Genomic DNA, 13,989 nt, shown 5'->3' with positions numbered 1-13,989 from the left:
TTTTATCATACATTTTTGATGTAAAAATTTGCAAAGCAGTCTAAACTACAGTTTCCTATTACTGCCCAATGCCACAACAGTTTTTATATTTCTTGCCACTACCGCATTTACATAAATCGTTGCGTCCCATTTGGTCACCTTTTACAACCGGTTTTTTCTTCGCGTCTTCGCCATCGCTTGATGGATGAACAGCTTCACCTTGAACAACTTCTTGACGCTCTAAGTTTTGCTCAATTTCAGCTTTCATAATGTAACGAGAGATTTCCTCTTCAATAGAAGCGATCATCGACTCGAACATTGCGAATCCTTCCATTTGGTATTCACGAAGTGGATCGATTTGTCCGTAAGCACGTAAATGAATACCTTCACGAAGATGATCCATTGCATCGATATGATCTGTCCATTTCGTATCTACAACACGGAATACAACAACCTTTTCGAATTCACGCGTCTGCTCTTCAGGTAGAAGTTTTTCTCTTTCATTATAACGCTCTAATAATTTCTCGATGATTGATTCGCTCATTTCTTCTGGAGCAAGGCGACGTAACTCTTCTTCTTTTACATCTCCTTCTTCAAGAAGGTTTGTATTTAAGTAATCGACAAGACCTTTAATGTTCCAATCTTCTTCGATTTCTTCTTGCGTATGAAGTGCAACAGCACGTTCTATCGTAGATTTCATCATACCTTCAATAATGCTGCGTAAGTTCTCTGAATCCATTACTTCTTGACGCTGTTTATAAATTACTTCACGTTGTTGACGAAGTACATCGTCGTATTGCAATAGCTGTTTACGTGCATCATAGTTATTTCCTTCTACACGTTTTTGTGCAGATTCTACCGCACGAGAAACCATTTTACTTTCGATTGGCTGTGAATCATCCATGCCAAGACGATCCATCATCGCTTTCATATTGTCAGAACCGAAGCGGCGCATTAGTTCATCTTCCATTGATAAGTAGAACTGTGTTACACCAGGGTCCCCTTGACGACCAGAACGACCACGTAACTGATTATCAATACGACGGCTTTCGTGACGCTCTGTACCGATAACTGCTAGGCCAACGTTTTTAATATCCTCGCCTAACTTAATATCCGTACCACGACCAGCCATATTCGTCGCAATTGTTACAGCGCCTTTCATACCAGCTTCTGCAATGATATCTGCTTCACGCGCATGGTTTTTTGCGTTTAAGATATTATGACGTACACCTTTACGTGTTAACATTTTTGAAATAAGCTCTGACGTTTCAATTGCAACTGTACCAACAAGAATAGGTTGCCCTTGCTTATGACGATTTACAATATCCTCAACAACTGCATTGAATTTACCTTCCATTGATTTGAAGATTAAATCAGCACGGTCATCACGAATAATATCTTTATTCGTTGGAATTACGATAACATTCATATTGTAAATACTACGGAATTCTTCTTCTTCCGTTTTCGCTGTACCAGTCATACCAGATAATTTTTCGTACATACGGAAGTAGTTCTGGAACGTAATTGTTGCAAGCGTCATACTTTCATTTTGAATTTCTACGCCTTCTTTTGCTTCAATAGCTTGGTGTAAACCTTCGCTATAACGACGACCTTTCATAAGACGACCAGTGAATTGGTCTACGATTACGATTTCGCCTTCTTGTACAACATAATCTGTATCACGGTGCATAACAACGTGTGCACGAAGCCCCTGATTAATATGGTGAAGAAGTGCTACATGTTTTAAATCAAATAAGTTTTCAATATGGAAAGCTTTCTCTGCTTTCGTAATACCATCTTCAGTTAACATTACATTTTTCGTTTTCACATCAAATGAATACTCTTTTTCATTTTCTAATGTACGAACGAATGCATTTGCAAACATGTATAGCTCTGTTGATTTTTGAGCTTGTCCAGAAATAATAAGCGGCGTACGTGCTTCATCGACTAAAATAGAATCGACTTCATCGATGATAGCAAAATTAAGTGGACGCTGAACGCACTGCTCTCTATATAACACCATGTTGTCACGTAAGTAATCGAATCCAAGCTCGTTATTTGTGCTATACGTAATATCAGCAGCATAAGCAGCTTGTTTCTCTTCACGTGACATACTATTTAAGTTAATCCCTACAGTTAAGCCAAGGAACTCATGAAGTTCTCCCATTTCACTTGCATCACGTTGTGCTAAGTATTCATTGACTGTAACAACGTGAACACCTTTTCCTGTTAATGCGTTTAAATATACAGGTAAAGTAGATGTTAACGTTTTACCTTCACCTGTTTTCATCTCAGAGATATTTCCTTCATGTAAGGCGATACCACCCATTAGCTGTACGCCATATGGACGCATTCCAAGAACACGAGTTGCTGCTTCACGAACAACCGCAAAAGCTTCAGGAAGTAGATCGTCTACTGTCTCACCTTTTGTTAGACGTTCTTTAAATTCAATCGTCTTTCCTTTTAATTGTTCATCAGTTAGCGGCTTAATAGATGGTTCTAATGCATCAATTTGCTCCACTGTCTTCTGCATACGTTTAATTTGGCGTTGGTTGACATCAAATACCTTTTTTAAAATACCGATCATAGGAAATACGCTCCTCTTTTATTAAAATAAAACTTCCGATTGCTTTCTTTTTCTCTTTACAATCAGTCGTTATAAAAATCAAATTTATGTTATGCCAATTTTTCTCCTAATTAAAAAAACTAAAATGTATAAACCTAATGATAATTGTAACACTTGTCTTATAACTATGACAACAATCGTCCAAATGTCGAGCCGTAGATTCAGAAAAAGTTTTTATTTTATTTTATTTGTTCCAACAAACTAATATCTCTTCGCTTCAAATTTACGTTACAAATTTTGTATTAAATCTAAGTAGTATTCTTTCAAGTTCTCTTTTAAAGAAGATGGCTCAATTATTTTTATAGTTTTACCAAAACTAGCTAGATACGAGATGATAAAGTTGATTTCAGCAGGCTCATAAGTTCCTATTAAATATGTATCTTCGTGTTCTTCCCATAATTTAATCGAAGGATATTGTTGTTGCTTGAATATCTCTATCCCCCTCGCAGTAATTGAGCATTTAAATTGAATAGCTTGTTCAGTTGCATTCCAAAGACTATGTGCGTTATGTATATTTATGTTTTCCAAATCCAGACTATCCTGAGCATCTACTATTTCTAACGACCTAATACGATCACAGCGAAACACTCGGTAAGCCGATTTATCTAAATCGTAAGCCTGGCAATACCAATAACCTTTCATTGCATAAATCGAAATTGGCTGAATACGGCGCATTGTCGATTGCTTCGGCGTTACATAGTTTATATTTAAGGCCTTATTTTGAACAGCAGCTAGCAAAAGTTCCTCTAGATAATCACATTCATGTGCTTGTTCCAAGTGGTAAAAGGTAACTCTCTTTTGCAAGTTTTCAATTTGCTCACGCTGTTTTGACGAAACACTATCTAAAAATTTCTTATTAATGGACTGAAACGATATTTGAAAGGGACTACTTACAAAGCTTCTTAGCGCTTGCATTGCAAAATAAAGTGCAAAAACTTCATGGTTTGTAAATGAAATCGGTGGTAATGTCATCGATTTTATTAAACGATACCCTCCATACCGACCATACTCTGCAAAGAGAGGTGCACCCATTTCCTCTAATGATGCAATATCACGTAACGCTGTCCTTTTTGAAATTTGAAATTCATCCATTAAATCTTTTAATGTGAATATTTGTTTTTGATTGATAAAACGTAGCATCTGATTTAAACGTTCAACTCTTTTCATAAACTCTCCCTATAGGTGCCATATGTTGGCACCTTATATTTGTATAGTAATAAGTGTAAACATATATGAAGGAGGCAATACAATGAACTTTGAAGTAATCCCTTTTCTATCATTAAACGGGCAAGGCGCTAAAGCAATTACATTTTACGAACAATATTTAGGTGCAAAAGTTTTATTTAAAAAGAATTATAAAGAGATGAAAGAAATAGACTCAAATTTCACATATGAAGAAAGCCAAGAACATTATATTACCCATTCCGTTTTACAAATTGGTACTAATAAAATCATGATTGCAGAACAAGCAGTGGATTCCACACGCCCTTGGCAATTAAGTAATAGCTCATCTTTATGTATTCAATCTAAAGATTTCCAAACCATTGAAGCACTCTATCACAATCTAATTAAACATGATGAAGTTTATATTTTAACACCGTTCGAAAAAAACTCATTCAGCCCTGGTTATGCCATTGTTCGAGATCCTTTTGGAATGGTAATACAATTGACCGTAACAAGACATAATTTCTAAATTTCAGTTTCATTGTGAATAGGACCTTTAAATTCCCATCAATATTAAGAAATACGAAAGCAAGAATATACAAAAAAGCGCAGCCATTTCGGCTACGCTTTTGAATGATTATTTTGTTTCGATTAAACCATATTTCCCGTCTTTACGGCCATATACAACATTAGTTTCATTTGTATCCGCATTTGTGAAGACGAAGAAATTATGTCCTAGCATATCCATTTGTAAGATCGCTTCTTCAACGTCCATCGGTTTTAAATCGAATCGTTTTGTACGTACAAGTTCTAATTCATCCTCTTCTACCTCATCCAGAACAGCTACTGCTTCTGGAAGGATAAAGTTAGTTTTAATAGAACCCTTTTCACGTAATTTACGGTTTACTTTTGTTTTATGTTTACGAATTTGTCGCTCAATTTTATCAACTACTAAATCAATCGCAGCGTACATATCGCTATTTGTTTCTTCTGCACGAAGTAATAAATCTGTAAATGGAATTGTTACCTCGATACGTTGCTTGTCAGAGTATACTTTTAAATTAACCTTAATCTCTGGGAATGTATCAAAATAACGCTCTAATTTACTTAGTTTTTTCTCTACATATTCCTTTAATGCTGGAGTTACTTCAATATTTTCACCACGAATGTTGAATTTCATAGATGAATTCCTCCTTTCAAGCCTATGTACTATAATTTCGACATTGGCTTAAAAACTCCTTCTAATTTTTTTAAAAAAATTAGTGGAATTGCGATTTTTTTATCGTTTTTTGTTGAAATGAAAAGATGCATCGTTTCTATCTTTATTTTATCCTATTACCATCGTGAATAACGAATGTAACTGTGGACAATTGGTTACAGAAAAGAAACAACTTTTTGACAACTTCTCCAAAACAAAAAAGCCCTTGTTACGAGCAAGAGCTTTCGCCATCTATATAATGCTGCTAAAAATACAGCTCTATCTTTTCCAAAAACTTAATTTTTACAGTTTCACAACATTAGCTGCTTGTGGTCCACGTGCTCCATCAACAATATCAAACTCCACTTGTTGACCTTCTTCTAACGACTTATACCCATCTTGTTGAATAGCAGAAAAATGAACAAACACATCGTCACCATCTTCACGCTCAATAAACCCAAATCCCTTTTCTGCATTGAACCATTTCACTCGTCCTTGCATGTTCATTCCATTCCCTTCACTCTTAAAATCAGGGCATTCGCCCCATATTCTGACTATAACGAATGACAAGAGTGTTAGTCAAACAAGATCTGTCGTCTTTTTATTATTCCTTTCGACATTCACATATTAACCTCTACAAAGCGTCAAACAAGAAACCTCTCTCGCTCCTCGATCATACAAAAGGCTTCCAACTTGCCTAACAGTAATTCCTGTCGTATACACATCATCCACAATTAAAACATGTTGCTCATGAAACAGCTCTTCTCCCTGAAAATAAAAAGGATTAACTCCCGATATCCTTTCTTTACGCTTCTTCTTACTTTGTTTTTCTGTTTCTATTCTTCTTAATGATGTACAAAACATTTTGATAGGCAAACAAGAAGCTAGTAACTCAGCTTGATTAAAACCACGCTCATATTCTCGCTCTTCACTAAGAGGGACCGGAATGACAGCTGAAACATTCGCAAAATATTTTTGAAAAAGACTTCGAAAAGGCTGATGAAAAATATGCACTAATTCAGCATCTCCTCGAAATTTAAACTGTGCTAATATTTCTTTCATCCCTTCATCATACACATGCAACGAACGATTTATGAGAGGCGGAAACCTCCGCTCGTTCGTCCACCTTATGCAGTCCATGCAAATATCCCCGTTTTTATATTCAGCTGGTACAAGTTCTAAAGGCCGACCACACTCCTTGCAAATATTTCCTATAATATAGGAAAGTTGTTGTTCACATCCATCACATATATACTTTTTATGAAGCTTAACAAAAAAAGTGTACCAACTAATCGCATATGAAATATACTCATCACAAAGTAGACAATGCATCAATCTATCAATCCTTGTTCTTTGGCATTCTTATTCATACTTTGAATATGTTTTTTCGCACGCACCATCGCCTCTGTCTTTCCATAATGAAAATAGATGACATCTCCATGCGGTTCATCAGAGCTTCTACCAGCACGCCCTGCAATTTGAACGAGAGCACTTTCTGAAAATATTTCTTCCTCAGCTCCTAAAACTGCCACTTGTAAATTTTTCACAGTTACTCCTCGTTCCAAAATCGTCGTTGTAACTAATAATGGGATTTCTCCCTTTCGAAAAGCCGCTACCTTTTCTTTTCTCTTCGGATCTTCTGCATGCACACCGTCAATTTGATTGTTTAATGATTTTAATAACTGGCTAATTTCTTCTACATATCGCACATGAGGAACAAATAGAAAAATGGGATATCGTTTAGATAAGTACATATTTAACCATTGTAATAAAGCACGAGGAATTTTTTTACGCATAAGACCCCTTTTCCAATTTCCGCACCACCGAAATGCTGGAACTGGCAACGGATGACGATGATAACGTCCTGAAATAATAACCCCTTTTTGCTTACCATTCCGCAATTTACGCTTCCACTTTTCATCTGGAGTTGCTGTTAAATAAATACGTGCTGCCTCCTCTTTCATCGCTTCATTTACTGCATAATGCAACATCTTATCCGCATGATATGGAAAAGCATCTATCTCATCTACAATCATGACATGGAATGCCCTATAATAACGTAACAATTGATGTGTAGTTGCAACGATTAACGCCGCATCTTTTTCTCGGTCTAAACTCCCTCCGTATAAAGCAGCTACATTTATATTTGGAAACACTTCTTGTAATCTTGGTGCTAATTCAAGTACAACGTCCGTTCTCGGCGTTGCAATACAAACTCTCTCTCCCTTTTGTAGTGCCTCTGCAATTCCGCGAAACAACATTTCTGTTTTTCCAGCCCCGCACACCGCCCAAATAAAAAATGATTCTTTCTGCTTAACAGCGTCAACGACACTTTGCGCAGCTAACTCCTGACCAGCAGACAAAACGCCTTCCCACTGTAACGGATTCAAGTAATTTTCTCCGCTTATTTCAGCAATCCCGCGAACAAGTACAGCACATTCACTTACCCTACCCATCGTTATGCACTTCCGGCAATACGTACATACTTTATTGCACCTTTTACATAGAAATGATGCAAATAGCCGCTGCTCTATATTTCCACAGCGCTGGCACATATATTTTGAAGATTTCTTAATTACCCCTTGTACACAAACGACTTCTCGATTCCTTTTCAAATGATCCAATTTATCCTGCAAATCTGAAGAAAGTTCTTCTAACAGTAACTGTCTACCAGCTAACATCATCAATAGCCACCTCCAGCACTACTATAAATCCTTCTCTTTATCTCGTAAAAACTCAAAAAAGCCGATAACCTACTTATAAAATAGTAAGCTATCGACTTTATACACGTTTTTTATTCAATTATAAATCCTAGAATCTACCGTATCCTAAGAAATGTTTCTGGTTGTAGCTACTACTTAGGCTTGCGTATGCAATCCCTTTATCACCAGCATGAATCATTTGATCGTTACCAACGTAAATACCGATGTGAGATGGACCTGCTTTATAAGTACCTTGGAAGAATACTAGATCTCCAGGTTGTGGGCTACTTACTTTCGAAACTGAGTTCCAGTAACCTGCAACGTCTTGACGACCTACACCAAATACGTAAGAAATGAATCCACTACAGTCAAAACCACCGTTTGATGGAGATGCACTTCCCCAAACATATGGTAAACCTAAGTAGCTTTGTGCTTTACCAATTACGCCAGGAGCCGGAGTTGGACCTGGTGCTGGCTCTGGTTTTTTGTTTTCTTGTTTAGGTGTCTCTTTTTTAGGCTCTTCTTTTTTAGGTTCTTCTTTTTGAGCTTGTCCACCATTGTTTGCCGGTGCAGCTTGTTCTGCAGGTGCTTGTGCTTGTTGAACTTGTGCTTCTTTAGCAGCTTGTTCTGCTTGTTTTTGAGCATCAGCTTCTTGTGCAGCTTTTTCTTGCGCTTCTTTTTCAGCGATTTGTTGTAATTTTAATGCCTGTTGTTCAAGCTCTTTCAATTGACCTTCCGTACTTGTCATTGTAGTTACAACTGTATCCATTTTACCGCTTAAATCGTTTACCGCTGTTGCTTTTTTCTCTTTTTCAGCGTCAAGTTCTTTCTTAGCAGTTTCAATTTGAGATTGTGCTTCTTTTAATTCTTTTTGTTTTTCTTTTACTGTTTCAACATCTTTTTTCACGTTCACTTGATCTTCTTGTTGAGTTTTCATGATATCTTCGTCAGATTCCATAATTTTAGAAACAGAATTTAAACGATCAACTAAATCTGCAACGTTTTTAGAGTTTACAAGAACTTCTGTCACAATGTTCGTATTTGGCTGTTCTTGAAGTGCTACTAAACGTTTTCTTAATAACTCTTCACGTTTTGCAATCTTTGTTTGTAGTTCTGCAATATCTTTATTTTTATTTTCGATTAATTGCTCAGTATCAGAAACTTTTTTTGTTGTTTCATCAAGTTTTGAAGCGTTCTCTTGCACAGACTTATCCAAACCTTGGATTGTTTTGTTTAAGTCATTCATTTGTTTTTGTAATTCATCACGTTCTTGTTGTTGTTTATGTAAAGTATCATTTTGTGTGTTAATTTGTGATTTTACGTCAGAAATTTTATCTTCTGCAAATACATTTGGTGTTAGCCCTGAAAACATTAACCCTGCAACTAGTGCGCAAGATGCCATTTTTAGCTTTTTCATTTTATTTTTTACACCGCTTTCTTTTTTCTTTTTTCGTTTTCCGTATATAACCTATTAAAATTTATACCATAATTCGGGAGTTTTTTTGCTAATGTTACGGTTTTGTAAAATAAATGTAATATTACATTTATCTCTATAGCAAAGTATATCTAAATTTGTATATATATGTAGAATTTCAAGAGCCTTACGTCGTTTTTTATAGAATTGAAAAAAACGTAAGGGATTCCCTTACGTTTTGAAAATACTCCAATATGAATGAGATAGAAACGTTACTTCATCCATTTCTCAGCCCAATTTTGGACCTCATCCATAACACTTTCCAACGCTTTCCCTTTATCAGTTAAACCGTACTCGATTCTAACTGGTACTTCTGGGTAAACACTACGAATTACAATGCCTTCGCCTTCTAATTCCTTTAAACGTTCTGACAACATGCGATCGCTCATATTTGGTATAATATCTGCGATTTCTCTAAAGCGTTTCGGCTCTTCGAGCAAAGATTTAATAATTAAGCCAGTCCATTTCTTACTAAGCATTGTAAAAGCTGACTCAAACTTTGGACATAAACAAGAATTATGCTCCATATGTTTCACCTCTATTCTATTATAAGATAGTTTCTTGTAAAAAGTAAGTAATAAAACTTTCCTCATTGTTTAATTTTACGTACATTTTACCATTTCCAAATATTAACTTGTCAAATTCCTGTAAAATATCCGTAAAAAAACCCTCTTCAAGTAAGAGAGCTTTTATATCTTTATCACTTCGTATACCAACCTAAACCAAGCGCACCTTCACCTAAATGCGTCCCAATTACAGCCCCGAAATAACTCGTGCGAATTGTAACATGAGGGTATATCTCTTCTAATTCTTGTTTCCATTCATTAGCTTCCTCTTCACGATTCGCATGAATAATAACAGCTTCCATAGGCACACCTTTATTTGCCTGCTCATCAAAGATTTCAACGATACGCTTTAACGCTTTTTTACGCGTACGAATTTTTTCGAATGGAATAATTACTTTATCTCTAAAGTATAATACTGGTTTTACTTGTAACAAACTACCGATGAAAGCTTGTGCGCTATTTAATCTTCCACCACGTTGTAAATGATGTAAATCATCCACTACAAAATAAGCATCCATCGTTTGCTTCATTTCATCAAAGCGAGCGATAATCGCTTCTGGGGCTTTCCCTTCACTTACTAATTTCGCCCCTTCACGCACGTAAAATCCTTGTACTTCACAACTAATTTCAGAGTCGTACGTATATACATCAATACCATCTACCATCTGTCCAGCTGTCGTTGCTGTTTGGTATGTACCACTAATTCCACTGGAAAGGTGAATGCTAATAACTGCATCATATTCTTTAGATAACTCTTCATATAACTCTAAAAACTTTCCAATTGCTGGTTGCGAAGTTTTCGGAAGTTCTTCTTGTTCACGCACTTTTATATAAAAATCATTTGCTGAAACTTCAGCCTCTTCTTGATAAGATTCCGTTCCAAACACAACGTTTAATGGTATCATATATATATTGAGTTCGTCACGAATATGCTTCGGTATATATGCTGTACTATCGGTAACAATAGCTGTTTTCATTTTCGTACCTGCCTTATAAAAAATTTTTATCCCCTAATTTTACACGAAAACTAGAAAAGGTGCATCCATACATAAAAATGCCGGTTAGAGACTACAATCACCCGCTCGACAAATTACAACAAAAAGATAAAATACTCACCAAAAATTTCAACATATTTGTAAAAAATGTTTGAATATAAAAACGCTCGCTTTTAAAATGTAAAGTACTAGTCATTTTGAAAGATAGGGGCGTATACCATTGTTATTACAATATTTAACAATTAAAGGCTACGGTGAGCACGAAATTGTCATTCAAAAATCAAGATTCATTTGCTATGTGAGTCGCGCCACAACGGAAGATGAAGCTCAAACATTTATACAAAAAATAAAAAAACAGCATTGGAATGCAACACATAATTGTTCCGCATATTTAATCGGTGAACAAGATCAAATTCAAAAAGCGAACGATGACGGTGAACCGAGCGGCACAGCTGGTGTACCTATGTTAGAGGTATTAAAAAAACGCGGTCTAAAAGATACTGTCGTTGTCGTTACGCGCTATTTTGGCGGCATTAAACTTGGTGCTGGCGGATTAATTCGTGCATATGGAAAATGTACAAGTGAAGGTCTTAACCATGTAGGCGTTGTTGAACGAAAACTAATGCGCGTTATGCAAACAGAAATTGATTACACTTCGCTTGGCAAAGTTGAAAATGAATTACGCAATTCAGAATATGCCATTAAAGATATACATTACCTAGAAAATGTCACATTTGATACGTATGTAGAAGAGGACAAAAAACAACCATTCACAACTTGGATGATTGAATTAACAAACGGGAAATGTACAATTAAAGAAGGAGATATGTTGTACTTAGAACAAGACGTTATCTAAGAATAGCTAACTTATCGCCTTTAAAGATTAATGTAGTGAATTAATTCCCTACAAATGAATAAGGAGATTATATATGGAAGAACGTTATTATCATCTCCAAAATAGCAGAATAAAAAAGAAACGTAGAAGAAAGTTTTTCTTCTTTCTTATTTTCGCATTTTTATTTGGTAGCGTAGGACTTTATATGTTAAATTCCTACACTTCTCTCATGGGGATGTACAGTGGATTTAACCGTGAAAAATCTAAATTACGAGCAGAAGATGTGGAAATCACAAAAAAACCTTTCACAATACTAATTATGGGTATTGAAGATTACGCAACAGATGGTCAAAACGGTCGAACAGATTCACTTATGTTCGCAACAGTTAATCCAAACTCAAAAAAGATTTCACTTATGAGTATCCCACGCGATTCTCGTGTTAAGATTGTTGGCAAAAATAAAGAAGACAAAATTAACGCTGCTCATGCTTACGGTGGAGAAAGGATGACAATTGACACTGTCGAAGGGTTTTTAAAAGTTCCTGTTGATCATTATATTAAAATTGATTTCCAAGGCTTTAAAGGTATCGTTGATGCTGTTGGAGGTATTACAGTTGATGTTCCTTTTGATTTCGAGGAGCGCTCCGATATAGATTATTACAAATTAATTCCATTTAAACAAGGTAAACAAGACTTAAATGGCGAAGAAGCACTCGCTTACGTCCGCATGCGAAAGCAAGATCCTAACGGGGACTATGGTCGAGCTGCGAGACAAAGGCAAGTACTGGCGGCTGTTGCCCAAAAGTTAAATTCTGCTTCAACCGTATTTAAAATTAAAGATTTAACAGCGGTAGTTGGGAAATATATAAAAACCGATATTCCTATTTCAGACGGACTTGCTCTTTACAATAAAATCTCTGGATTCGATCCTTCTACAATACAAACGTTAAAAATTGAAGGAGAAGACAGAAAAATTGGCGGTATTTATTACTTCCTTCCAGATCCAATCAGTGTAGAGACTGTACGTAACGAAATTGAAAAGGAAATAGGAGAAAAAGCAAGAGTCTCAACAGAAACTACAAAAAGTGAGAATACAAATTCCGATTCAAATTCTAACTCCAGCGCAAAAGCAAAGAAGGAACCGAGTGAGAACAAAACACCACCTCCTCCTCCCCCTTCTACAAATGCTCATGCAGAGTGGATTATGAGGAATCATGAATAAAAAAAGAGCCAAATCGTATACGATTTGGCTCTTTTTATTTCCCGCAATTGTTGTGGGCTAATAATAAATGGAAGATGAAAACCCCATTTATTAAAGTTTCACTCTACTTGTTGAAGTGTTGTAAAATCGCTTCTACAATACGCTCTGATGCACGACCATCGCCGTAAGGGTTAGATGCTTTCGTCATCTTATCATGAGCTTCTTTATCAGATAACAACTCATCAGCAAGACCAAAGATTGTCTCTTCATCTGTTCCTGCTAATTTCAGCGTACCTGCTTCGATACCTTCTGGGCGTTCCGTCGTATCACGAAGGACAAGAACTGGCACACCTAGTGATGGTGCTTCCTCTTGTACACCACCAGAATCAGTTAACATTAAGTATGAACGAGCTGCAACGTTATGGAAATCGATTACATCTAGCGGCTCAATTAAATGAATGCGGCTATGCTCGCCTAAAATATCATTCGCTATTTCGCGAACAACAGGATTCATATGAACAGGGTATACAACTTGTACATCTTCGTGCTTATCAACAAGACGCTTAATTGCACGGAACATATTGCGCATTGGTTCTCCTAAATTTTCACGACGGTGTGCTGTCATAAGTACAAGACGATCATTTCCAAGTTTCTCTAACACCGAATGGCTATAAGTTTCTTTTACAGTTGTCTTCAGTGCATCGATCGCTGTATTTCCTGTTACGAAAATACGTGACTCATCTTTATTTTCTTTTTGTAAGTTCGTTGCTGATTTTGTTGTAGGTGAGAAATGAAGATCCGCCATTACACCTGTTAGTTGGCGATTCATCTCTTCTGGATATGGAGAATACTTATCCCATGTACGAAGTCCTGCTTCAACATGTCCTACTGGAATTTGATTATAGAAAGCAGCTAAGCTTGCAATAAATGTCGTCGTTGTATCACCGTGCACAAGTACGATATCCGGCTTCGCTTCTTTCATTACTTTATCTAAACCTTCTAAACCACGTGTTGTAATATCAATTAACGTTTGACGATCTTTCATGATATTCAAATCGAAATCCGGCGTAATTCCAAAGATATTTAATACTTGATCTAACATTTGACGGTGTTGTGCTGTTACAGTCACAATCGATTCAATCTTCTCTGGGTGTTTTTGCAACTCTAATACAAGAGGTGCCATTTTAATTGCTTCTGGTCGTGTCCCGAAAATTGTCATTACTTTTAAACGTTCAGTCATTTCATTGCC

General features: G+C 36.3%; 13 protein-coding genes. 3 read left to right on the top strand and 10 right to left on the bottom strand.

Annotated elements, in window-relative coordinates; all coding sequences use genetic code 11:
• Window positions 1-58: 58 nt before the first annotated feature.
• Both secA and MR071_RS00300 read right to left on the bottom strand, forming a co-directional pair.
• Window positions 59-2,566 (bottom strand): preprotein translocase subunit SecA, encoded by a 2,508-nt coding sequence (secA, locus tag MR071_RS00305; protein ID WP_105585627.1) that lies wholly within the window; start codon window positions 2,564-2,566, stop codon window positions 59-61.
• A 267-nt stretch (window positions 2,567-2,833) separates the two neighbouring features.
• A complete protein-coding gene (locus MR071_RS00300) occupies window positions 2,834-3,772 on the bottom strand; it encodes a helix-turn-helix transcriptional regulator (RefSeq protein ID WP_105585628.1) in 939 nt (312 codons plus the stop codon).
• Window positions 3,773-3,854: 82 nt separating this feature from the next.
• Here MR071_RS00300 and MR071_RS00295 point away from each other — a divergent pair, with 82 nt between their 5' ends.
• Complete coding sequence (locus MR071_RS00295; protein ID WP_105585629.1) at window positions 3,855-4,298, top strand: VOC family protein; 444 nt, start codon at window positions 3,855-3,857, stop codon at window positions 4,296-4,298.
• A 108-nt stretch (window positions 4,299-4,406) separates the two neighbouring features.
• Here MR071_RS00295 and hpf read toward each other — a convergent pair whose 3' ends face one another.
• The 7 genes from hpf to MR071_RS00260 all read right to left on the bottom strand — a co-directional run bounded on the left by hpf (window position 4,407) and on the right by MR071_RS00260 (window position 10,686).
• Window positions 4,407-4,949, bottom strand: coding sequence for a ribosome hibernation-promoting factor, HPF/YfiA family (hpf, locus tag MR071_RS00290; RefSeq protein ID WP_105585630.1), 543 nt, complete (start codon window positions 4,947-4,949; stop codon window positions 4,407-4,409).
• Between the two features lie 321 nt (window positions 4,950-5,270).
• Window positions 5,271-5,468 carry a cold shock protein CspC gene (cspC, locus tag MR071_RS00285; RefSeq protein WP_001990088.1) on the bottom strand — a complete coding sequence of 66 codons (198 nt, stop codon included), beginning with the start codon at window positions 5,466-5,468 and terminating at the stop codon, window positions 5,271-5,273.
• A gap of 126 nt (window positions 5,469-5,594) precedes the next feature.
• Window positions 5,595-6,299 (bottom strand): ComF family protein, encoded by a 705-nt coding sequence (locus tag MR071_RS00280; protein WP_242234571.1) that lies wholly within the window; start codon window positions 6,297-6,299, stop codon window positions 5,595-5,597.
• Window positions 6,299-7,648 carry an ATP-dependent helicase ComFA gene (comFA, locus tag MR071_RS00275; RefSeq protein WP_105585687.1) on the bottom strand — a complete coding sequence of 450 codons (1,350 nt, stop codon included), beginning with the start codon at window positions 7,646-7,648 and terminating at the stop codon, window positions 6,299-6,301. The genes MR071_RS00280 and comFA overlap by 1 nt, the downstream gene beginning before the upstream one ends.
• 130 nt (window positions 7,649-7,778) lie before the next feature.
• The gene (locus MR071_RS00270) at window positions 7,779-9,086 is read right to left on the bottom strand and encodes a C40 family peptidase (protein WP_105585632.1); all 1,308 of its coding nucleotides are present in this window, start codon (window positions 9,084-9,086) and stop codon (window positions 7,779-7,781) included.
• Between the two features lie 269 nt (window positions 9,087-9,355).
• Entirely contained in the window at window positions 9,356-9,670 is a 315-nt protein-coding gene (locus MR071_RS00265; protein ID WP_070145482.1) for a winged helix-turn-helix transcriptional regulator, read from the bottom strand.
• A gap of 173 nt (window positions 9,671-9,843) precedes the next feature.
• Window positions 9,844-10,686, bottom strand: a complete 843-nt coding sequence (locus MR071_RS00260; protein ID WP_105585633.1) for a DegV family protein — start codon at window positions 10,684-10,686, stop codon at window positions 9,844-9,846.
• Window positions 10,687-10,924: 238 nt separating this feature from the next.
• Here MR071_RS00260 and MR071_RS00255 point away from each other — a divergent pair, with 238 nt between their 5' ends.
• Both MR071_RS00255 and MR071_RS00250 read left to right on the top strand, forming a co-directional pair.
• Window positions 10,925-11,560, top strand: a complete 636-nt coding sequence (locus tag MR071_RS00255) for a YigZ family protein (RefSeq protein WP_242234568.1) — start codon at window positions 10,925-10,927, stop codon at window positions 11,558-11,560.
• 73 nt (window positions 11,561-11,633) lie between these two features.
• Window positions 11,634-12,761 (top strand): LCP family protein, encoded by a 1,128-nt coding sequence (locus tag MR071_RS00250; RefSeq protein ID WP_105585635.1) that lies wholly within the window; start codon window positions 11,634-11,636, stop codon window positions 12,759-12,761.
• A gap of 103 nt (window positions 12,762-12,864) precedes the next feature.
• On the opposite strand, the gene wecB is transcribed toward MR071_RS00250, so the two are convergent.
• Complete coding sequence (gene wecB / locus MR071_RS00245; RefSeq protein ID WP_002112886.1) at window positions 12,865-13,980, bottom strand: non-hydrolyzing UDP-N-acetylglucosamine 2-epimerase; 1,116 nt, start codon at window positions 13,978-13,980, stop codon at window positions 12,865-12,867.
• Between the last annotated feature and the right edge of the window lie 9 nt (window positions 13,981-13,989).

It is taken from the genome of Bacillus cereus group sp. BfR-BA-01316, assembly GCF_022664195.1.
Lineage (GTDB): Bacteria > Bacillota > Bacilli > Bacillales > Bacillaceae_G > Bacillus_A.
The sequence above is the reverse complement of the archived record's forward strand: the minus strand, read 5'-3'. Positions and strand labels throughout refer to the sequence as shown.